This is a genomic window from Herbinix hemicellulosilytica (assembly GCF_002904165.1).
Lineage (GTDB): Bacteria > Bacillota > Clostridia > Lachnospirales > Lachnospiraceae > Mobilitalea > Mobilitalea hemicellulosilytica.
This window is the reverse complement of record NZ_CVTD020000024.1, coordinates 138,071-160,000: the sequence shown is the minus strand read 5'-3', so window position 1 is coordinate 160,000 and position 21,930 is coordinate 138,071. Positions and strand designations below refer to the sequence as shown.

At 39.7% G+C, this 21,930-nt stretch carries 17 protein-coding genes, 3 tRNA genes and 1 rRNA gene (1 of these 21 running past the window's edge); 18 read left to right on the top strand and 3 right to left on the bottom strand.

The features are described 5' to 3' along the window. The 3 genes from HHT355_RS11030 to HHT355_RS11020 all read left to right on the top strand — a co-directional run. A 23S ribosomal RNA gene (locus tag HHT355_RS11030) occupies positions 1 to 1,672 on the top strand; it begins 1,235 nt to the left of the window's first position. Positions 1,673 to 1,761: 89 nt separating this feature from the next. After that, positions 1,762 to 1,833 (top strand) — tRNA-Asn (locus HHT355_RS11025). Positions 1,834 to 1,862: 29 nt separating this feature from the next. After that, positions 1,863 to 1,933: transfer RNA gene (locus HHT355_RS11020), tRNA-Cys, on the top strand. Between the two features lie 122 nt (positions 1,934 to 2,055). Here HHT355_RS11020 and HHT355_RS11015 read toward each other — a convergent pair. Beyond that, positions 2,056 to 2,739, bottom strand: a complete 684-nt coding sequence (locus HHT355_RS11015; RefSeq protein WP_103203501.1) for a SanA/YdcF family protein — start codon at positions 2,737 to 2,739, stop codon at positions 2,056 to 2,058. Between the two features lie 237 nt (positions 2,740 to 2,976). Between HHT355_RS11015 and HHT355_RS11010 the strand changes: the two genes are divergently transcribed. Both HHT355_RS11010 and HHT355_RS11005 read left to right on the top strand, forming a co-directional pair. After that, positions 2,977 to 3,047, top strand: a tRNA-Cys gene (locus tag HHT355_RS11010). Between the two features lie 177 nt (positions 3,048 to 3,224). Then, positions 3,225 to 4,163, top strand: coding sequence for a DUF1848 domain-containing protein (locus HHT355_RS11005; protein WP_103203500.1), 939 nt, complete (start codon positions 3,225 to 3,227; stop codon positions 4,161 to 4,163). Between the two features lie 186 nt (positions 4,164 to 4,349). Here HHT355_RS11005 and HHT355_RS11000 read toward each other — a convergent pair whose 3' ends face one another. Further along, positions 4,350 to 5,030 carry a hypothetical protein gene (locus HHT355_RS11000; RefSeq protein WP_103203499.1) on the bottom strand — a complete coding sequence of 227 codons (681 nt, stop codon included), beginning with the start codon at positions 5,028 to 5,030 and terminating at the stop codon, positions 4,350 to 4,352. A gap of 579 nt (positions 5,031 to 5,609) precedes the next feature. On the opposite strand from HHT355_RS11000, the gene rbsK reads away from it, so the two are divergent. From rbsK to HHT355_RS10935, 13 genes are all read left to right on the top strand, one after another. After that, on the top strand, positions 5,610 to 6,566 hold the full coding sequence (gene rbsK / locus HHT355_RS10995) for a ribokinase (protein ID WP_334293594.1): 957 nt from the start codon (positions 5,610 to 5,612) through the stop codon (positions 6,564 to 6,566). Between the two features lie 48 nt (positions 6,567 to 6,614). Next, complete coding sequence (locus HHT355_RS10990; RefSeq protein ID WP_103203497.1) at positions 6,615 to 7,769, top strand: BMP family ABC transporter substrate-binding protein; 1,155 nt, start codon at positions 6,615 to 6,617, stop codon at positions 7,767 to 7,769. Between the two features lie 79 nt (positions 7,770 to 7,848). Further along, positions 7,849 to 9,408: an ABC transporter ATP-binding protein gene (locus tag HHT355_RS10985; protein ID WP_103203496.1), complete on the top strand. Its 1,560-nt coding sequence runs from the start codon at positions 7,849 to 7,851 to the stop codon at positions 9,406 to 9,408. Continuing rightward, positions 9,396 to 10,493, top strand: a complete 1,098-nt coding sequence (locus HHT355_RS10980; RefSeq protein WP_103203495.1) for an ABC transporter permease — start codon at positions 9,396 to 9,398, stop codon at positions 10,491 to 10,493. The genes HHT355_RS10985 and HHT355_RS10980 overlap by 13 nt, the downstream gene beginning before the upstream one ends. After that, positions 10,490 to 11,428, top strand: coding sequence for an ABC transporter permease (locus tag HHT355_RS10975; protein WP_103203494.1), 939 nt, complete (start codon positions 10,490 to 10,492; stop codon positions 11,426 to 11,428). Before HHT355_RS10980 ends, HHT355_RS10975 begins: the two co-directional genes overlap by 4 nt. Before the next feature lie 35 nt (positions 11,429 to 11,463). Next, positions 11,464 to 12,423 carry a nucleoside hydrolase gene (locus tag HHT355_RS10970; protein WP_103203493.1) on the top strand — a complete coding sequence of 320 codons (960 nt, stop codon included), beginning with the start codon at positions 11,464 to 11,466 and terminating at the stop codon, positions 12,421 to 12,423. Between the two features lie 90 nt (positions 12,424 to 12,513). Then, entirely contained in the window at positions 12,514 to 13,140 is a 627-nt protein-coding gene (locus HHT355_RS10965) for a YczE/YyaS/YitT family protein (protein WP_242967660.1), read from the top strand. Positions 13,141 to 13,212: 72 nt separating this feature from the next. Then, on the top strand, positions 13,213 to 14,220 hold the full coding sequence (locus tag HHT355_RS10960; RefSeq protein ID WP_103203492.1) for a nucleoside hydrolase: 1,008 nt from the start codon (positions 13,213 to 13,215) through the stop codon (positions 14,218 to 14,220). A 160-nt stretch (positions 14,221 to 14,380) separates the two neighbouring features. After that, the gene (locus tag HHT355_RS10955; protein ID WP_103203491.1) at positions 14,381 to 16,306 is read left to right on the top strand and encodes a PfkB family carbohydrate kinase; all 1,926 of its coding nucleotides are present in this window, start codon (positions 14,381 to 14,383) and stop codon (positions 16,304 to 16,306) included. A gap of 428 nt (positions 16,307 to 16,734) precedes the next feature. Continuing rightward, positions 16,735 to 17,721: an ABC transporter permease gene (locus HHT355_RS10950; protein ID WP_103203490.1), complete on the top strand. Its 987-nt coding sequence runs from the start codon at positions 16,735 to 16,737 to the stop codon at positions 17,719 to 17,721. Further along, positions 17,706 to 18,677, top strand: a complete 972-nt coding sequence (locus HHT355_RS10945) for an iron chelate uptake ABC transporter family permease subunit (protein ID WP_242967659.1) — start codon at positions 17,706 to 17,708, stop codon at positions 18,675 to 18,677. Before HHT355_RS10950 ends, HHT355_RS10945 begins: the two co-directional genes overlap by 16 nt. Further along, positions 18,674 to 19,432 (top strand): iron ABC transporter ATP-binding protein, encoded by a 759-nt coding sequence (locus HHT355_RS10940; protein WP_103203489.1) that lies wholly within the window; start codon positions 18,674 to 18,676, stop codon positions 19,430 to 19,432. Before HHT355_RS10945 ends, HHT355_RS10940 begins: the two co-directional genes overlap by 4 nt. 50 nt (positions 19,433 to 19,482) lie before the next feature. Then, positions 19,483 to 20,541, top strand: a complete 1,059-nt coding sequence (locus tag HHT355_RS10935; protein ID WP_103203488.1) for a siderophore ABC transporter substrate-binding protein — start codon at positions 19,483 to 19,485, stop codon at positions 20,539 to 20,541. A 169-nt stretch (positions 20,542 to 20,710) separates the two neighbouring features. Here HHT355_RS10935 and hydF read toward each other — a convergent pair whose 3' ends face one another. After that, positions 20,711 to 21,901, bottom strand: coding sequence for a [FeFe] hydrogenase H-cluster maturation GTPase HydF (hydF, locus tag HHT355_RS10930; RefSeq protein ID WP_103203487.1), 1,191 nt, complete (start codon positions 21,899 to 21,901; stop codon positions 20,711 to 20,713). Positions 21,902 to 21,930: the final 29 nt, after the last annotated feature.

Sequence of the window (21,930 nt, the reverse complement as noted above, 5' to 3'; positions counted from 1 at the left end):
TCTTAAATCGGCGAAGCTGTACCGGAAGGAGCAGTGGAGATTTAAGAAGAGAGAATGCCGGAATGAGTAGCGAGATAGAAGTGAGAATCTTCTAGGCCGAATATCCAAGGTTTCCAGGGTAAAGCTGATCTGCCCTGGGTAAGTCGGGACCTAAGGCGAGGCCGAGAGGCGTAGTCGATGGATAACAGGTTGAAATTCCTGTACCTCATACAGACAGAACTGTGGGGACACGGAAGGGTAGGAAGAGCCGGGAAAGGAAAGACCGGTGCAAGCACAAAGGCGAGCCATAGAGGCAAATCCCTAAGGTGATGCTGAAGTGTGATGCGGAGCGAAGATAGAAGTAGCGAAGCTTCCGAACCCATGCCGTCGAGAAAAGCCGCTATTGTTCTGTATGAGCCCGTACCGTAAACCGACACAGGTGGATGAGGAGAGAATCCTAAGGCCGACGGGTGAAGCATTGTTAAGGAACTCGGCAAAATGGCCCCGTAACTTCGGGAGAAGGGGCGCCTGAGAGATCAGGCCGCAGAGAAATGGCCCAAGCAACTGTTTAGCAAAAACACAGGTCTATGCGAAACCGAAAGGTGAAGTATATGGGCTGACGCCTGCCCGGTGCTGGAAGGTTAAGGGGAGAGGTTAGCCGAAAGGCGAAGCTTTGAACTTAAGCCCCAGTAAACGGCGGCCGTAACTATAACGGTCCTAAGGTAGCGAAATTCCTTGTCGGGTAAGTTCCGACCCGCACGAAAGGCGTAATGATTTGGGCACTGTCTCGACAATGCACCCGGTGAAATTGAAATACCAGTGAAGATGCTGGTTACCCGCGCCAGGACGGAAAGACCCCATGGAGCTTTACTCTAGTCTGATACTGGGACTCGGTAGCACATGCACAGGATAGGTGGGAGGCTATGAAGCGGCAACTCCGGTTGCCGTGGAGCCGCCGTTGGGATACCACCCTTGTGTTACTGGGTTTCTAACACGCGGCCGTGATCCGGCCGGTGGACAATGTCAGGCGGGGAGTTTGACTGGGGCGGTCGCCTCCGAAAGGGTATCGGAGGCGCTCAAAGGTTCCCTCAGAATGGTTGGAAACCATTCGAAGAGTGCAAAGGCATAAGGGAGCTTGACTGCGACACCGACGGGTGGAGCAGGTACGAAAGTAGGACTTAGTGATCCGGTGGTATAAAGTGGGATTGCCATCGCTCAACGGATAAAAGCTACCCTGGGGATAACAGGCTGATCACTCCCAAGAGTTCACATCGACGGAGTGGTTTGGCACCTCGATGTCGGCTCATCGCATCCTGGGGCTGTAGCAGGTCCCAAGGGTTGGGCTGTTCGCCCATTAAAGCGGTACGCGAGCTGGGTTCAGAACGTCGTGAGACAGTTCGGTCCCTATCCGGCGCGGGCGCAGGATATTTGAGAGGATCTGACCTTAGTACGAGAGGACCGGGTTGGACGAACCGCTGGTGTATCGGTTGTACTGCCAAGTGCACCGCCGAGTAGCCAAGTTCGGAAGGGATAAACGCTGAAGGCATCTAAGCGTGAAGCCTCCCTCAAGATAAGATATCCCATAGCGTTAAGCTAGTAAGACCCCTTGAAGACTACGAGGTAGATAGGACAGAGGTGTAAGTGTGGTAACGCACTAAGCTGACTGTTACTAATAGGTCGAGGGCTTGACCTAAGTAAGGTTTGGATGTTTAGACGTATGGAAGTTTTCAAAAAGTATCTGATGAGAATTTTTGAAAACACTCTATGTGTAGTTATTAATATTCCTCGATAGCTCAATGGTAGAGCACGCGGCTGTTAACCGCGGGGTTGTAGGTTCGAGCCCTACTCGGGGAGTTATTGTTATATTAAGAATAATTATAATCGGCGACATAGCCAAGTGGTAAGGCAAGGGTCTGCAAAATCCTGATCACCAGTTCGAATCTGGTTGTCGCCTTAAAAAAGCAGATGTATCACTATATGTGATACATCTGCTTTTTTTTGGTGTCAGGTACTGTAAATAAAGTGTTAACAAAACTACTATCTTTGTTCACAATTTGTTAACAGTGCCTGACACCATTAATCGTTTGTTACGTCTCCGTTACCGCTTACCGGGATGCTGTCTCCAAGATAAGTTGGCTTAGGTTTTACAATTACATAAAAGAAATCTTTTACTCTGGCAAGAATTTCTCTGACATCCCGTGCCCGCTGTCCCACATACTGGCGGGGATCTGAGGCGACTCCATATGCTTCAAGACCCAGCTTGTCTGCTACATATAAGGCTCTGTACAGGTGATATTCTTGTGTTACGATAATTATCTTTTTAGCCTGAAAAATATCTCTTGCCCGGTAAAGGCTTTCATAAGTTGAAAAACCTGCATGATCCATGAAAATATGGGATGATAATACGCCTTCATTTATAGCATACGATTTCATTACATTTACTTCATCGTAATCTTTTCTGCCGTGATCTCCGCTCATAAGTAAACGGTCTGATACACCCTTTTTATATAACTCAATACCGAAATCAAGACGGTCCTGAAGCATAAGGGTAGGCCTGTCTCCCCATACACCTGCACCCAGTATCAGGATGCAATCTATTCCTTCAAGGTTTGAGGCTTGATCAAAGGATATAATTCTCTTTTTTGCTGATGATTTTATATAGGCATTTATACTGAAAACTCCTGCAGCCGCAAGTGCCACAAATATCATAAGTATAATAAATGTTCTTAGGATTATTTTTTTAGCAGATAATTTATGCATAACCTGTCGACCCTTTTTATACGAAGTATAATAATGGATGTTTGTTTTATACAATATAACATAATCATATGTAAAAATAAAGCATATACGGAGAACTGAATGTGTGGAATTGCCAATGACATGAAAAAGACAAGGTTTAAAAGATATAACATAATAAGTTATATTTTATATTTGTTAGCTATTGACGTATAAATGGACAATTGCTATAATAAAATAACCATAAGAAAACATAATTATGGCGACATAGCCAAGTGGTAAGGCAAGGGTCTGCAAAATCCTGATCACCAGTTCGAATCTGGTTGTCGCCTTGAATATGAAATCTCTAAACCTTAATAGAATAGGGTTTAGAGATTTTTCTTTTGTTATTTAGTATTTTGTGATAGTATAAATATATAAATACTTAGCAAATTTAGTTAACAGCTTTATCTGTATAATAGTTAAACAGAATATTTGTGAAAAATACTTTATTTCATAGAGGTAATAATATGATTTTAAGTGTAAGCAGACGTACGGATATACCAAATTATTATTCTGACTGGTTTTTTGAACGTATAAAAGAAGGATATATACTGGTACGCAATCCTTTCAACATGCATCAGTTATATAAAATCTCACTGTCTCCGGAGGTTATTGACTGCATTGTTTTCTGGACAAAAAATCCTCTGCCTATGATGTCCAGGTTAAACGATCTTGATAAATATAAATATTATTTTCAGTTTACCTTAACCGGTTACGGTAAAGATATTGAACCTAACGTACCTCATAAAAAGGATGTAATGATACCGGTCTTTATAGAGCTTTCAAAAAGAATAGGAAAAGAAAGAGTTATATGGAGATATGACCCTATATTAGTAAATGACAAGTATACCGTGGAATATCATGAAAAAGCTTTCGGGCAAATTGCGGAAAGGCTTTATCCATATACGAATAAGGTTGTAATAAGTTTTATTGACTTATACGCCAAGACCAAAAGAAATACAAACGGTTTGTCAATTGAAGAAATAAATCCGGACATTATTTTTGATATTGCCGGACGGCTTTCTAAAATAGCCAAAGAATATAATTTAGTTATCCAATCCTGTGCCGAAAAATTTGATCTTTTGCAGTTTGGTATTAAGCACGGAAGCTGCATTGATAAAGAAACTATTGAGAATATTATAGGATGCAAAATCAATTGCGGGAAGGACAAGAATCAGCGACCTGAGTGCGGATGCATTGAAAGCATAGATATAGGCACTTATAATACATGCAAAAATGGCTGTAAATATTGCTATGCAAATTTTAATGAGGATATGGTAATAAAAAATTCTAAGTTGTATGATATCCATTCACCTATATTATGCGGGGAAATAACAGATAAGGATCTTATAACAGAAAGACAGGTAAAAACATTAAAAGATAGTCAGCTCAGCTTTTTTACTTAATAATAAATTTGTACAACAATAAATTTTTCTCTCCATTCTAAAATATTATGTTCTTATAGCATCTAATACTGTCTTATTTCTACGTTATAAGAGTATTTTCTATGAAAACAAATATACATCCAAAATGTTATTATGCCTAACATTTTGGATGCAGTTCATACTAAAAACAGAGTTTGTCATATTGTTTCAGTTATTAAATAAGGATATTTCCTTTTCTCCTAAAATAAATTTTACATCACTTAATCTGTAAGGTGATTTTATTAAGAGATAAGCCCGCTTTTTTTCATTCGTTTTTGAGTCGGCAATTTCGACAATTCTTCCGCCGATAACTCCGTCCGGTATTAATTCACAATCAACAGGATTAATAAAGTGGTTAAAAATTTTTATGTCATTCATTATATCAGCCGAAAAAGTTTGTAAAAATAGTATATTTTCTTCCACGGCATATACATACATCATATCACTTGATAACGGATGTAAAAATACATAACTGCCGTCTTCTGATACAAGAGTCTCACAGTAATTATCTCCTTCAATATAATGACAATCTATATATTGCAGATCCAGTGTTCTATAAATGCTTTCCGTATCAATATTATACACAAACAATCCGGTATTGACTCTAAAAATAACAAATTTATCGGATGCAAAATATAAATTTGAAAAATCGGGTGCCAAAACAGGATCGTTTTTGCTCCAGCTTACAGGTACTGCTTCTGCTTTATTGGATTTCTTAAATAAATTACTATATACATTTTTTCTGTAAATTTTAGAAGATAAAAAAGATATAAATAATATGCTTATAATAATTGCAGAGAAAATAAACATAATCATTAATGAGAATAACTTATGGTTTTTATTAATCATATAAACTTACTCCCATAAAGAATATATATTATAGAGTTATTTGATATTTGAGGAGTTGCAACCTTTGATAAATGTTATATTAAAAAAATTTCACAGCAGCGTCAAGAAGATAATGTAAAATATTACCTGTATTTGTACTTGCATCAGTTAAATAAATTCACATTATTAGCCTTGAAATTGGGAAAACTTCATATGCTCTGGACCGTATTTTTTAATCAATGCAAAAGCTATAAACAGTACGGTCTAGAGTATTTTTTTAACTGTTATTACGAGTAGTATATTGCATTAATCTAAAACCGATGTATAAACTCCCTAAATTACCAAGTATTTTTATTATATCGGTATTCTTTAAACTGACTTGAGTAAAATGGATACAGATTCCAATTATATGGGAAAAATGCAACAAGCACAATAAAAAATACAATTTATGGATAATAGTTTGTTTATAATATACAAAATAGGTCTTAAAATATTGTGGATATATAATAAACATTATAAACGTTATTGACAGAAATAATAAACAGAGTTATATTTTATATAAAGAAATATGTTTAGGAAAGTATTTTCGTAAAAGGGAGAATGACATTGAAACAGAAGATTTTAGTAGTTGGAAGCTTGAATATGGATATGGTTATTGACATGGTACAAATGCCTGCGGTGGGAGAAACTGTACTTGGATCATCACTAACCTATAATCCGGGAGGAAAGGGAGCAAACCAAGCTTGTGCTGCGGCAAGACTGGGAGGCAATGTGAAAATGCTTGGTTGTGTCGGAAATGACGAATTCGGTGAGCTCCTCAAAAAAAATCTTTCCCGCTGCGGAGTAGATGTTTCAGATATAAAGACGGGTTCTAAAAACACAGGGTTGGCATGTATCTATGTGGACAGTCAAGGTAATAACAGTATCGTCGTGATACCCGGTGCAAACCTTGAATGTGATGTGGAATATTTAAAAGCATGTGATAAAGCATTTCAGGAATGTGATTATTTGATACTTCAGATGGAAATACCCAAAGAAGCAATTTACTATGCGATAAACAGGGCAAAGGAACTGAGTAAAACCGTTATATTAAATCCGGCACCTGCACCGGATGAATTTCCTGAAGACATATTTCAGAAGCTGGATTACATAACACCGAATGGCACAGAGCTATTGAAGCTTGGCGGCGGATCGGGAAATACTATTGAAAAATATACTCAGGTGGCTAGGAAGTTGGTTGATAAAGGAGTAAAAAATGTATTGGTCACTATGGGGGAAAAGGGAGCTTTGCTGGTCAGCGAGAAAGGTGCTGAAATTTTCCCGGCCAGAAAGGTTACGCCGATTGATACTACTGCAGCAGGTGATTGCTTTAACGGTGCTTTTCTGGTGGCACTTTCGGAAGGGATGGACCATAATAAGGCAGTGATGTTTGCCAATGCTGCCTCGTCGATTGCGGTTACAAGAAACGGTGCACAGGCATCCATTCCGGACAGAAATGAAACAGATGAAGTTTTAGAAGACTGGATTTATAAAATTTCAAAAACTTCATTTGAATAAAAGTAAAAGACAACTAATCTTGTAGGGAAAGAAAGAGAGGTAATGTTAATGAAAAAGTTTTTAGCAGTATTACTTGTTGGGGTTATGATGCTAGCACTTGTAGCATGCGGTACAAAGAAAACCGAATCCAACAACAATAGTAACCAACAGAATACCGGTAGCGATACCAAAACAACAACCGAAACACAGACAAATGACAATCAAACCGGCGACAAAAAGAAAGCTATTCTTATTGTAAACGGTAACCTTGGTGATCTTGGTTTCTTTGATTCAGCCAATGCAGGTATGCAAAGGGTGAAGAGCGAACTGGGACTTGACATTCAGGTAATTGAAACAGGCGATGATGAGTCAAAATGGGAACCTGCCCTTGCAGATGCTGCAGAGGAAGATGTAGATTATGTTATTGCAGTATCACCTTCCATGGTTGAGCCTATTATGAACATAGCTCCGCAGTATCCTGAAAAGAAATTCCTGCTTCTTGATAACACTGTAGACTATTCAGCAGGAGATTTCAGCAATGTTTACTGCGCAACCTTTAAGCAGAACGAAGGATCCTTCCTTGCCGGCGCAGTTGCTGCCATACTTGCAAAAGAGACAGGCAAGATCGGTTTTGTAGGCGGTATGGATATTCCTCCTATAAATGATTTCCTTGTAGGTTATATTGAAGGCGCACTTGCCATTAATCCTGATATCAAAGTTATTGCTACATATCCCGGTGATTATTATGATCCTGCAAAGGGTAAAGAACATGGTATCGTATTAAGTGACCAGGGTGTAGAAGTAATATTCCCGGCTGCAGGACCTACCGGACTTGGTACTATTGAAGCTGCTGTAGAGGCTGACAGATATGTCATCGGCGTTGACTCCGACCAATCTTTGGGTTATGCTGCAAACGGCGATATGCAGACAGCACTAAAGATTGCTACATCTATGATGAAGAACGTAGGAGATGCAATTTTCAGAGCAATCGAACTGGATTTAAAGGGAGAGCTTAAGATGGGTCAGACCGAAAGCCTTGGTATAGCTGAAGGCGGAGTGGGCCTTGCAAAGAACGACGTTTATAACAGCACTCTGACTGAAGAAGAAAGAAAGCAGATTGAGGACTTAGAAGCAAAAGTTGTCAGTGGAGAACTTAAGGTTAGCACAGCTATCGGTATGACAACCGAAGAACTTGATAGCTTAAGAAACAGTGTAGCTCCGTAAAAGAAATAGGTTAATATTGAGGATGTCCTCATATTATAAAGGGCATCCTCAAAATTTAGTAAAGGACATAGGGTATCGTATGAAGGAGAAAGTAATATTAAAAGTTGAAAACATATTAAAAGTATATCCTAACGGCATAGTAGCCAACCGTAATGTAAATTTTGAAGTTTATGAGGGCGAGATACATGCGCTTATTGGTGAAAACGGCGCAGGAAAATCCACCCTGATGAAGATACTTTTTGGTATAGAAACACCTGAGGAGGGCAGAATCATCCTCAATGGTGAAGAGGTAAAGATAGAGAATTCGAAGAAAGCTATAGGCCTTGGTATCGGTATGGTACATCAGCATTTTATGCTGGTGGATTCCCTGACAATTGCAGAAAACATTGCCCTTGGTAACGAACCGAAAAAACGTGGCCTGTTCATCGATAAGGCCAAAATGATAAAGCAGGCTGAGGAATATGCAAAGAAATACAATTTCAAAATTAATGTTACCGATAAAATTGAGGACGTAAGCGTAGGCGTAAAGCAAAAAACTGAAATTTTAAAAGCACTGGTTAGAGGAGCAAAGGTTCTTATTCTGGACGAGCCTACAGCAGTACTCACGCCACAGGAAACCAGAGAACTTTTTGCCGAGCTAAAAACCCTTAAGAAACAGGGCCATACCATTATATTCATCTCCCATAAGCTGAATGAGATAATGGAGATATGCGACAGGGTAACAATTATGAGGCATGGTACAACAGTGGAAACATGCTATGTAAAGGATACCAACCCACAAGAGATCTCCAACAAGATGGTAGGAAGAGAAATAGTTCTGCATGTAGACAAAAAACCGGCAAAGCGCGGAGAAGTATGCCTTGAGGCCAATAACCTTGTATACGTAAACGGCATAGGAAAGAAAATGCTTGACGGAGTCAGTTTAAAGCTAAGAAGGGGCGAGATCTTAAGTGTAGCCGGTGTTGAAGGCAACGGTCAGGCAGAGCTTGCGGAAGTTTTAACCGGCATGAAGGTACCCATTAACGGTACGATAAAAATACTGGGGAAGGAAATCAAAACCTTTACTCCCGCTACAATGCGAGGCAACAAGGTGACATACATTCCGGAAGACAGAATGAGAAACGGCTGTGCTGCAAAGTTAAGTATTATGGACAATTTATTTACCGATAAAATAGAAAAGTATTTAAAATTAAAAATTTTCCTGGACAGAAAAAAGATGAAAAAGCAGTCTGAAGAATTGGTAAAAGATTTTAAAGTTAAATGCAGCTCAATAAACAATCAGGTCCAGGTACTTTCGGGCGGTAATATACAGAAGGTTGTTGCAGCAAGGGAATTGACTGAGGAAGCCCAGATTATCATCGCCGAACAGCCTACCAGAGGAATTGATGCGGGCGCATCCGAACTTATAAGAAGAAAAATAGTCGAATACAGAGATAAAGGTGCTGCAGTACTGCTTATTTCTGCAGATTTGAACGAAGTACTGGAATTAAGCGACAGTGCTATTGTAATGCATAACGGCAGGATTAATGCATATTTCAAAGATACAAGTACACTTACGGAAGAAGAGCTTGGTTATTACATGCTTGGAGTTAAGAACCAGTCTGAAGAGGAGGTGAATGCAATATTATGCGAAAAGTAACAAAAATGAGCGTAAACCGCTTTAACACATGGTTTGAAGTATTGAGATTTTTAATTGCGATTTTCATTGCATTTGCCATCTCCTTCATTATAATGAGTTTTTCGACAGATTCACCGTTTGCAGCAATCGGCAACCTGTTTATAGGACCCTTAACTTCAGTCAGAAGGTTTAGTACAGTACTGGAGATGATGATACCGTTAACCTTTGCCGGCCTTGCAGTAAATGTTATGTTTAAGGCCAACCAGTTTAACCTTTCTGCAGAGGGTGCCTTTTTCATGGGAGCACTGATATCGGCAATACTGGCAATATATATGCCTGGTCAGGCAAAACTTGTCCTCATAATAGCGATTATTGCCGCAGGCATCGTAGGCTCTCTGGTATGTGCAATTCCCGGAGCACTTAAGATTAAATGGAACTGCAGTGAGATGGTAGTATCTCTGATGCTTAACTATGTTATGCTATATTTTGGCACATATATTTTTAACCAGGTTGCAAGGGATCCGAATTCTGCATATAAGGCTTCTTATAAATTCAGGACGGGTGTGGGCTTGTCAAACATTATTCCGAAAACCCGTCTGCATTCGGGAATCTTTATAATGATTGCATTTGTAATATTGACCTATATATTCATGTACAAAACCAAATGGGGATATAAGCTGAGGATGACCGGAAGCAATATTCATTTTGCAAAATGTGCCGGTATAGGTGTTTCAGGTGTTATTATGAGCTCCCAGCTTATCGGTGGCTTTATTGCAGGCGTAGGCGGAAGCGTTGAAATGCTTGGAATGTATACCAGATTTCAGTGGTCGGCACTTCCGGGTTATGGTTTTGACGGTGTTATCCTGAATATTATAGCAAAAGAAAATCCGGCCTTTATTCCGGTTGCCGCATTCTTTGTAGCATACTTAAGAATCGGGGCTGACTATATGTACAAGCAATCCGATGTTGCAGCGGAAATTGTATCAATAATTGAGGGACTGGTTATTGTTCTTGTGGCTGCAACCGCATTCCTGGCAAAATTCAGGCACAGGATGACGACCAAGGTTTCCAAAAATATGCTGGAGGCAGGAGGTGCTAAAGAATGAGCCAGGTATTTGAATCAATATTTAGTACAGGATTTTTCTTTTCAGTTATTCGTGTGGCGACACCATTGATATTGGCATCAATGGGTGCGGTAATAACCTCAAATGCCGGAATAACCAATATCGGTATTGAAGGTGTTATGCTGGTTTCCGCCCTTACAGGTGTTTTTGCCAGCGCTTATGGCTTTGGCCCCTGGTTTGGACTTTTGATATCCATAATTACGGGTGTTCTTTGTTCACTTGCCATTGGTTATGTATCCATGAGCCTTAAGGCAGACAGTGCCTTGACATGCATAGCCTTCAATACTATGGCTGTAGGCGGTACCGTATATTTCATGTATGCTGTTGTAAAAGACAAGGGAACTACCATTGCCCTTAATTCAGGAAAGCTTCCTTCGCTGGAAATACCTTTGATTAAGGATATTCCGGTTTTAGGAGAGATTTTGTCCAACCACAATGTGGTATCATATATGGCTCTGGTAATGATTTTTGTGGTGTATGTTTTACTGTATAAAACACCGTTAGGGCTTAGAATCAGATCAGCCGGCAAGGCACCGAATGCACTTTCGTCCGTCGGAGTAAGCTTTTTAAAGACAAGATATATAGCGCTTGGAATCTCGGGAGTTTTGGGTGGAATGGCAGGTGCTTTCATGTCCATGGGATATGTTACATGGTTCTCAAAGAACATGACAGCGGGACGCGGCTTTATCGCACTGGCGGCAGATGCTATGGGAAACTCTACACCGTTAGGCGCCGCATTATCAGCCATGCTGTTTGCCATAGCGGAAGCACTCTCATATGCCCTCCAGATTACAACAATATCACCGGAACTGGTACAGATGCTTCCTTATGCAGTGACCATATTAGGACTTATTATATATTCGGTCAAAAAGAGTTCATCCGACAAGAAGAAACGCGAACAGCTTGCCAAAAATTAAGTGCAGGTGACGCAACTTAATACAAGGAGGTAATCATGAGTAAGAAAATCCCTATAATAATAGATTGTGATCCGGGTCATGACGATGCCATGGCTATACTGTGGGCATTGGCATCCGATAAGCTGGAGCTTAAAGCCGTGACAACGGTTGCGGGCAACCAGACTATTGAAAAGGTGACCACAAATGCAATAAAGGTACTGACAAAGGCCCGCAGATACGACATTCCGGTCGCAAAAGGAGCCGATAAGCCCCTAATCAGAAAGCTTACCGTAGGCGGCGAGGTTGTTCACGGAAGCTCAGGCCTTGAAGGGCCGATACTGCCGGAGTGCGGTTTTGAGCCAAGTAATCTTAGCGCATTGGAATTGCTGATAAAAACCATAGAAGAATCCGATGAAAAGATTACGCTGGTACCGATCGGTCCGCTTACTAATATAGCAACCCTGCTTATAGTAAGACCTGACCTTAAAGAAAAAATCGAAAGACTTTCAATTATGGGCGGCGGAGCTTATATGGGCAACTGGACACCGGCAGCCGAATACAACATATGGGCTGATCCGGAGGCTGCCAAGGTAGTATTCAATTCCGGCTTACCAATTATCATGTCGGGCCTTGATGTTACCCATAAGGCTTACGTCACAAGAGAAGAAAACGAAATTTTAAGGGCTCAGGGCAATGAAATTTCGGTATTTGCCGCAGAGCTTATAGACTTCTTCAGCAAATACCATTATGAAGTGGAAGGCTTCCCCGGATGCACCCTGCATGACCCGACTGCTATCGCCGCATTAATCCATCCTGAAATATTTACAGGTGTACAATGCAATGTTGATGTAGAAGTAACCGGTGAGCTTACCACAGGAATGACAGTGGTAGATACAATCGGCTATAAAGAAAAGATATTCGGAGAAAAGGTGGACAAGAACACCTACGTTTTATTCAATGTAGACAGGAAGAAATATGTAGAGTACTTCTTTGAAGCTATGAAGGCTCTAAATTAAATAACATAATTAATTCATTGCGAAACTCTATAGCAAAGCTTGAGTTTCGCAATTACATGAACAGACATTAGAAGTAAGAGGAGATATACTGTGAAAAAGGATCATTTACTTAGAAGAATTTTTGTTGCTATAGTAGGACTTATGATTTGCGGTATCGGAGTAGGTATATTTTTATACAGCCAGTTGGGGGTTGATCCCGCCAGTGTACTTGAATTAGGGCTTGGAAATGTATTTAACATAAGCTATGGTACGGCTTCTGCTCTTACCAATGTTATTATACTTGTAATAGTATTTTTCGTGGATAAATCCTATCTTAACATATCCACTCTGCTTGCCATATTCGGCATAGGATACACCGCAGACGTGATGTCATTTATACTTGACTCTGTAATTACAGGAGAACTTAACCTGGCAGTAAGAATTATAATGATACTTGTAGGTTGCGTAATTATGGGAATAGGTATTGCTACATATATAAGAGCCGATCTTGGAGTAGGAGCCATAGATTTGGTTTCCGAAATAATTAGCGATAAAACCAAATTCCCTTACAGAATAGTCCGTATAGTCGGTGATGTTACATTTGTAGTAGTAGGATATTTGCTTGGTGGTACCGTAGGTATAGGTACATTGGTTGCTGCTTTCCTTACAGGTCCGGTGGTACAGTTTGTAAGGCCTTATGTATACAAAGTTACTGATAAAGTAATCGGTACGAAATAATAATGTATCAGCCCGGAAGTTTTACCGGCATTATGCCTGTAAATTCCGGACTATAAAAAAGAGGTGAATACTATGGTTGATGTTATTCTTGATATAGATTCCGTGGGTGATGATATACTCGCGGTTATATTTGGCGCGTTAAATCCGAAAATCAATCTGCTTGGAGTTACGACGGTAAACGGAGCCTGCGGAAGCATTGAACAGGCAGTTAATGTAGCGCTTAATACGGTAGAGCTTACCGGAAAAAATATACCCGTATACGCAGGTGCCGATAAAATGCTTTCTCCCAGAAAATCCGATGATGAAGGAGATCCCGTAAATTTTGACGAGGAGCTTAGATGGAAGTTTGGCGACAGGCTGGATAAATTCAATGAAAAAGCCCCGACTCCTGTAAGAAAGCCCGAACCTATAAGCGCCAAGGAGTTTCTTATAAAATCCTTTAATGAGCGGCCGGGTGAAATCACTCTGGTTACGACAGGACCGCTCACAAATATTGCACAGGCATTACTTGACGATCCTTCTATTGCAAGTAAGGTAAAGAGGGCTTATATCCTTGGGGGAGCCTTCAACATTTACGGAAATATTACACCGGTTACTGAGTATAATATCTGGGCTGATCCGGAAGCGGCTAAAATAGTATTGAATTCGGATATGAAAATTACCCTTGTTCCTTTGGATGTATGTGAAAATAACCGCTTTGCCGACGGAATGCTGACAAGAGACCATCTTGCGGATTTAACTTATGGCGGCAAGGGAAAAGTAATAGATTTTATAACGGACAAATTTCCGATATATATCGATTTGTGGCGTGAGTTTTTCCAACTGGGCGGTTTCCCGATGGATGATGTAATTACTCTTGCGCTTGCTGCCTATCCCGAATTATGCGAGTATACAGAAGAGGTATTTGTTGACGTGGAACTGGAAGGTAAGATATCTCGCGGACAGACAGTTGCATATTTCGGAAGGCAAATTATAAAGAATAAAATGCGGGAGCATAAAAATACCGTAATAGCCAAGAGCATAAAGGGCAAGGAGTTTATGGATTTATTTGTGAATACAATAATCGGAAAGGAAGTCTAAGGACTTTGCATAAAGCATCTTTTATGCGGCTTAATTTTACAGTCGGGGAAATTAGTCCGCATAACAAGATGCTTTAATTAATATTGCATTTTTTTTATAAAAAATAGATAATATATGCAAGTATTGTAATTTTAGATATGACAAAAGGGGGTGAAAAGCAATGAACATAAGAGATATAGCCAAAATATGCGGGGTTTCACCATCAACGGTATCGAAAATATTACATAACAAGGATCAGGATATAAGCGCCGAAACCAGAAAAAGGGTATTGGAAGTAATCAAGGAGTACCAATATGTCCCGTATTCAAAAGTAATAAAAAGTGTTTCTCCAAAGACTAACATTATCGGAGTTATTTTAACTGCGGATGCTTATGGAGTCCAGGATATTCTTTACGGCATTGAAAGAACAGCGGCGGACAACGGTTACAGTATAATGGTCTGCAATACGGACGGCAGCAGGGATAAAGCCGTAAAGTACATGAAAGTCATGGAAAACAAAGGTGTAGACGGTATTATTGCCGTTTATCAGGACGAGGACATTTTTAACGGCTCAGGTGTGCCGGCAGTATGCATATTTGACCATAAAGTGCCTTCACGGCAAAGAAAAACCGCCGATATCTATTATGAAATGAGCGATCTAGGGTATCTGGCAACAAACTGCCTGATTAAGAAAGGGCATTATAAAATCGGCGCATTGCTCACGGAAAAGGATACCGGAATCGAAGAAGGGTATTACCGGGCTTTTAAAGAAAGCTTTCTGTCCCCGAGAAAAGAATGGATATTCAGGGGTACGGATGAAGATATAATAAACATAGGAATTGACAGGTGCCTTAATAATGACGTTACGGCAATTTTATGTACCGATGCGGAGATAGGAAATATTTTATATGGCAGGCTTAGGGAACGGGGGGATATGATACCCGGCAAGGTGTCAGTAATTAGCGCCAGAGACAGCAGACTTGCCGATAAAATGAAGCCAAAATTGACAGCAGTCAGTATATCTCCGTCAGAAATCGGGAAAACATCCGTGGAAAGTTTAATTCATATTATTGAAGGCAAGAAGCCTGTACATGAATGCAGGAAAAAGATTGAAGCAAAAGTTATAATCAGAAACAGCGTTGATGTGCCGATTAACCATAAACAGGGCGGGAAGCTGGTCGTAGTCGGCAGCATGAACATGGACTGCATGATAAATGTATCAAATATCCCAACGGACGGAGAAACCATCAGGTCAAGTAGTATTGTTATGCTGCCCGGCGGAAAAGGCGCCAACCAGGCAGTAGGAGCCGGAAAACTGGGCGGACAGGTTTATATGATAGGGCGCCTGGGAAATGACAGTGACGGCAAAGAGATATATAACAGCCTTCTAAACAGCGGTGTAAAGACGGACGGGGTTGTTTTTGACGATTCCATACCAACGGGTAAGGCGTATATTAACGTTGCCGCCGACGGAAAAAGTACGATTGTAATATATTCCGGAGCCAACGAAAAGTTGGACAATGCCCAGATAAAACAGTTTGAGCATCTTTTGGACGACGCAAAATATTGCCTGCTCAATCTGGAGATATCAGAGCAAACAGCCGCATACGCCATTAAGAAATGCAAGAAAAAGAATGTGGAGGTTATTTTGAAACCTTCTTCAGTCGAAAAAATCAGTGACAGCCTGCTAAATAACATTGATTATTTTATACCTAACGAGAAGGAACTTAAGCAGCTTATTCCGGACGACACATCAATTGAGGAAAAAGCCGAAGCCCTTCTAAAAAAAGGTGTTAAAAATGTCATAGTCACCTTAGGCGAAAAAGGCTGCTATCTTCGTAATGAAAAATATTCAATGTATTTTCCGGCAGCCGATTTCCACCCTGTGGACACTACCGGTGCGGCTGACGCATTTATAAGCGCCCTTGCCGTATGCTTAAGCGAAGAAAATGACATCATATACTCTATATGTTTTGCCACTTATGCTGCAGGTATCAGCATAACAAGACAGGGCGTACAGCCTGCCATGGTAGACAGGGTCGGCCTGGATATATACAAAGAGGATATTAACGCACTCTATATGAACAGCCTGCAGCAGGTACAATAATCGGACCAATGGCTTACAAAAATTAATTATACATATTAATATGCCGCTTTTTGTGATGAATTAAATTCATCATATAAAGCGGTATTTTTTTGCTTATTTTCCAGTGTCAATTCAAATTACACTTAATAACTTTTTGGCTGCTCTATAACGTTTAATATTTTTTGACTCTTAAACAAGCAAAAAGCTACACGGAATATCACTAGCCTGCCAAGCTGATTTGTCATTTGGGCTAAAGTGTATAATATTTAAAATTTATAATGAATTGAATGATTCTAGAAACTAGATTCCGGTAAGTGGACAAGTATCAGCCTGTTAATTTACATATAATTGTTAAAATTATAACATATTATTGATATTGACATTCATTCTCATTTATGTTACATTATTGCAGGACTTAAAAGTGATATGCATATCAGCCGGAGGTGATAATGAATCTTAAGATTTCTAATTTGCTACATAGGAAGCTGTTTTGGCTAATTATCCTGATTGCAGCTTCTGTCTATTCCCTCACCTTGGGAGTAAAGGATTTTAGCCTTTTGGGCCTATTTACCCGAAACGGTGAGGACATCAAACTGGCAATTATCAGCAGGTTTCCAAGACTTATAAGTATTTTGGTGACCGGAGCCAGTCTTAGTATATCAGGTCTTATCATGCAAACTATTACCGATAACAAGTTTGTTTCCCCTTCGACCGCAGGAACAATGGAGTGGAGCAGATTTGGAGTAATGATAGCCATAATGTTTTTCGGCGGAGAGGCGAAACTGTTTAAAATGCTGATTGCCTTTATATGTTCGTTGTTTGGAACTCTTATTTTTATGCAGATACTGCAAACTATGAAATTTAAAAATGCCATGATTGTACCTTTGGTAGGTATGATGCTGGGAAATGTTATAAGTGCCATAACAAGTTTTATTGCCTACAGGTTTGATATTATACAGAATATGTCGTCCTGGCTGCAGGGAAACTTTTCTCTGGTAATTAAGGGCAGATATGAGCTTTTATATCTGGGGATACCGTTTTTGTTTATAGCTTATATTTATGCCAATAAACTTACTATCGCAGGTATGGGAGAAAGTTTCTCAAAAAGCCTGGGAGTAAATTATAAGGCGATTGTTCTTTTGGGTATGGTTATAGTTGCGGTTATTACATCCACCGTGGTCGTAACGGTAGGAAGCATTTCCTTTGTCGGCATTATTATTCCCAATATTGTTTCCATGATGATGGGAGACAACTTAAGAAATTCACTGCCTGTCACTGCATTATTCGGGGCACTGTTTTTATTGATATGTGACATGATTGGAAGGGTAATTATATTCCCCTATGAGATTTCCATCAGCCTTATAGTCAGCATTGTGGGCAGCATTATGTTTTTAGCTTTACTGTTTAGGAGGAAGAAGAAGTGGAGTACATCTTAAAAGACAAAAAAAGCAAAAAAGTCATAATCCTTCTGCTTCTTCTGGATATAATGCTGATTGCGGCATTTTTGTTGCCGGGGCTTACTCCTAAAAACTTTCATTTTTTCATGCCCAGAAGAATAACAAAGATTCTCGCGGTTATTATAGTCAGTTATGGTATCGGATATTCCTCCCTCATTTTTCAGACGGTAACAAACAACCATATCTTAACACCAAGCGTAATGGGTTTGGATTCGCTGTATCTGTTTATTCAGACTTTTATTATATTTGTTGCCGGTTCACAAACTCTGTCGCAAATGATTGGCTATAAGCACTTTATTATCTGTGTCGGATTAATGATATTTGCTGCCTGCATTTTATTTTTGCTGCTTTTTCGTGGCAGCAGCAAAAATGTGTATTTTCTGATCCTTACGGGTATGATTATGGGAAGCCTTTTTAACGGAATGGCTACCTTTATGCAGGTACTTTTGGATCCGAATGAATTTGCGGTATTGCAGGGAAGAATGTTTGCAAGCTTTAACAATATTAACTCCAATTTAGTAGGGATAAGTATACTTATCATAATTTTGGTCTGCATCATATCCGTAAAGGACTTACCCTATCTGGACGTACTGCTTTTGGGTCCGGAAAATGCAATCAGCCTGGGTGTTGATTATAAGAAGCTGATATTAAAGACATTAATCATTTGTGCAGTCTTGGTTTCAGTTTCAACTGCACTGGTCGGGCCGATAACTTTCCTTGGTATATTGATTGTTAATCTGGCAAGGCATATGCTGGGCACATATTCACACAGAAGCTTAAGCTTTGGAACTACGTTTCTGGGTATTCTGTTTTTGACCGGTGGGCTTTTAGTCACCGAAAGGATATTCAAGTTTGAAACTACAATGAGTGTAATTATTAATTTTATCGGAGGTATCTACTTCCTGTACCTTATGTTAAAGGAGAGAAAGCGATGATAGCGGTAAGAAACATAACAAAGATATATGGTGACAAAAAGGTTGTGGACAGTGTAGATTTGGATATTCCCAAGGGAAAGATTATTGCCTTCATCGGCAGCAACGGTGCAGGCAAAAGTACCTTGATATCCATGATATGCAGAACCTTAAAAAAAGACGACGGAGAAGTATATATTGATGATAAAGAGCTGAAAGACTGGAAGAGCAACGAGCTGTCCAAACGGTTGTCTATATTAAAGCAGTCCAATTTCCTGAATATCCGCCTGACTGTTCGGGAGTTGGTATCCTTTGGCCGTTTCCCATATTCAAAAGGACGGCTTAATGATGAAGACATAAGGCACATAGATAAGGCCCTGGAGTATATGGGGCTTAAGGAGCTGCAGAACAGATACCTTGATGAGCTAAGCGGAGGTCAAAGACAGATGGCTTATATAGCCATGGTAATAGCCCAGGATACGGAATATATTTTTCTTGATGAGCCGCTTAACAATCTTGATATGAAGCACTCGGTAAAAATAATGAAAGTGTTAAAAAGGCTGGTCGGAGAACTGGGAAAGACTATTATGGTTGTTATCCATGATATAAATTTCGTATCCTGCTATGCGGATTATGTAGTAGCCATGAAGGACGGCAAGATAATAAAACAAGGGGACACATGCCAGATAATACAAAGCGGGGTACTGTACGATATATACGGAATGAATATTGATGTGCAGAATTACTGCGGAAAAAATATTTGTTTATATTACAGCTAGTTGATGATGCAAACTAATACGTTTGATTTAATAAATGGAGGAGATTTGACATGAAGAAAATACTTTACGTTATTTTATCTATTTCCTTGATTATGAGTTTATTTGCCGGTTGCGGAAAGAAAGGCGAGTCGGTTAAAAGTGATGCCGATTCCCAAATTACAACGGAAGCAGGAAACAGCGAAGAAACGGATGAAAATAAAAACGAAGAAAACACCAATGTAAAAAATGATGACGCAGAAGAAAATAGTGATACAAATGGTACGGTTAAGAATTCTGAGATAACTATAGAACATACCAAGGGAACTGTTACAGTATCTGCTGATGTAAAGAAGGCTGTTGTATTTGATTTCGGAATTCTTGATATAATGGATGCATTAAAAGTTGAAGTGGAAGTTGCGGCTCCTGTAAGCAGCCTGCCTTCATACTTAAGTAAATATGAAAATGCTTACAATGCAGGGTCAATTATGGAGCCTGACCTGGAAGCTATATTTGAATTTGAGCCCGATGTTATATTTATAGGCGCAAGGCAGCAGAATTATTACGATCAGATGTCTGAGATAGCTCCTACCGTTTATGTGCAGACAGGCGCCGATACATATTTGGAGGATGTTAAAAAGAATATAGGGTATGTGGCACAGATTTTCGGTAAAGAAAAAGAAGCGCAGGATGCTATAAATTCGTTAAGCAGTCTTGTGGAAGATGTAAAAGCTCTTACGGCAAACAGTAACGAAAGAGTACTTATAATGTTAACCAATGACGGGTCTATAAGCGTGTACGGATCAGGCTCCAGATTTGGCATGGTTCATGACCTTCTGGGAGCAAAGGCAGCAGATGAAAATATCGAAGCATCCACTCACGGTCAGTCGGTAAACTTTGAATATATCGCAGACGTAAATCCCGATATTATTCTTGTTATTGACCGAACATTGGTTGTAGGCGGATCAAATACGGCAAATACCGTACTTGATAATGATTTGGTAAACGGAACCAATGCGGCTAAGAATAATAAAATCATATCTTTAGATCCGGACATCTGGTACCTGTCCGGTGGCGGAATTACATCAACAATGCAGATGATCACGGATGTTAAAAATGCCTTTGTAAACTAAAAAATTTGATGTAATATTTTTAAACAGTATTATTAAAAGAGATTTTATATTTGTATAAGATTAAGAAGATATAGATTAATAGTAATGCGTCGCTAAAATAACGTAATTAGTGTTAATAGAAATGCAATTTAATTCATATTCCCCGGATCAATATTATCCGGGGAAATTTTTATATACTTATTTTATTCAGGATTCCTGTTAAATGGGCAATAGCAATCCCGTAGTTTGTCATCGGTACTTTTTGAGCCTTTGCTTTGGCTACCCGGTTAAGTACAAATTTACGGTTAAACATACAGGAACCGCATTGGATAATAAGGTCAAAGGGTGTAAGATCTTCGGGAAAATCATTTCCGTGGACGTTAACTATTGTGATTCCGTTGCCGGCTTTTTCACGCAACATTCGCGGAATTTTTACGGTGCCGATATCTTCGTTTATGGGAACATGGGTACAGGCTTCGGCTATAAGTACTTTGGATTTAGAAGTTAAGCGGTCAATTACGGCCGCACTTTTTATAAAGTAATCGATATCTCCTTTTAATGCTGCAAAGAGTACGGAAAAACTGGTAAGCATACTTTCCTGCGGTTTAAGACTGTAAACCAAAGGAAAGACCTGTGAATCTGTTATTATTAACTTTGGAGGCTTTGATAAGGCCGAAAGGGCTTGAGGAAGTTTATCTGCCGTACTTGATACCACTATACATTTTTTGTCAAGCAAATCCCGTATAGTTTGTACTTGAGGCAAAATGAGCCTTCCCTTTGGGGCTTGTATATCCTGAGGCATAACAAGAAGCACTAAGTCGTCTTCTGCAACCAGGCTGCCTGTTATGCTTGTATTGTTATAATCATCCGGAAGTTTTCGAAGAATTGCCTCCCGTATCTGATCTATACCGGTTTTTGAAACGGCGCTTATAATGATAGGCTCTTCTTTGCATATTTCAATTATCTTACTGCGGATAGTATCTGTATTTTTTAGTATATCGGCTTTATTTATCAATGGAATAACCGGGGTTTTTCTTTCACGGAACTTATGTATCCATTCGGTTTCCTGTGTGATATCCACATCGGTAAAAAGTATGAGGGCAATATCTGTTTTTTCCATGGCAACCTTTGTTTTATCAACCCGCATAGATCCCAAATACCCTTCGTCATCAAACCCTGCCGTATCTATAAGCACACAGGGACCGATACCATAAATTTCGATAGTTTTATAAACGGGGTCGGTAGTGGTTCCGGCTATTTCAGATACCACAGATACGTCATGGCCGGTAAGGGCGTTAATTAAAGTTGATTTACCGCTGTTACGTTTGCCGAATATGCCGATATGGATCCGATTGGCTCTTGGAGTATCATTTAAACTCATAGGTTCTCCTTTCAAGTTATCTGGCAATA